The following is a 675-nucleotide window of genomic DNA, read 5'->3' as shown; positions in this document are numbered from 1 at the left end:
TCGGGGAGTCAACGTTGAAATACCACCCTTGTGTTAGCCGGTGCCTAATCTGGAAACGGAAACAGTGGCTGGTGGGTAGTTTGACTGGGGTGGTCGCCTCCAAAAGAGTATCGGAGGCTTTCAAAGGTCCGCTCAGTACGCTTGGTAACCGTACGTAGAGCGCAATAGCAGAAGCGGGCTTGACTGTGAGGCCTACAAGCCGAGCAGGGTCGAAAGACGGATATAGTGATCCGGTGGTTCCGCATGGAAGGGCCATCGCTCAAAGGATAAAAGGTACGCCGGGGATAACAGGCTGATCTCCCCCAAGAGCTCATATCGACGGGGAGGTTTGGCACCTCGATGTCGGCTCGTCACGTCCTGGGGCTGGAGAAGGTCCCAAGGGTTCGGCTGTTCGCCGATTAAAGTGGCACGCGAGCTGGGTTCAGAACGTCGTGAGACAGTTCGGTCCCTATCTGTGGTGGGCGTTGGAGATTTGACTGGACCTGTCCTTAGTACGAGAGGACCGGGATGGACCAGCCGCTCGTGCACCGGTTGTGGCGCCAGCTGCAGCGCCGGGTAGCGACGCTGGGATGAGATAAGCGCTGAAAGCATCTAAGTGCGAAACTCACCAGAAGATGAGATCTCCCATATACGAAGGGCCGTCAGAGATGATGACGTAGATAGGCTACAGGTGTA

Annotated in this window: 1 rRNA gene; it reads left to right on the top strand. The window is 56.3% G+C overall.

The features are described from left to right. Window positions 1–675, top strand: a 23S ribosomal RNA gene (locus IEX74_RS23065); the annotation flags it as partial.

It is taken from the genome of Hymenobacter cavernae (assembly GCF_014641455.1).
Classification (GTDB): domain Bacteria; phylum Bacteroidota; class Bacteroidia; order Cytophagales; family Hymenobacteraceae; genus Hymenobacter; species Hymenobacter cavernae.
Note: the sequence above shows the minus strand (reverse complement) of the source record. Positions and strands in the feature narration are given on the sequence as shown.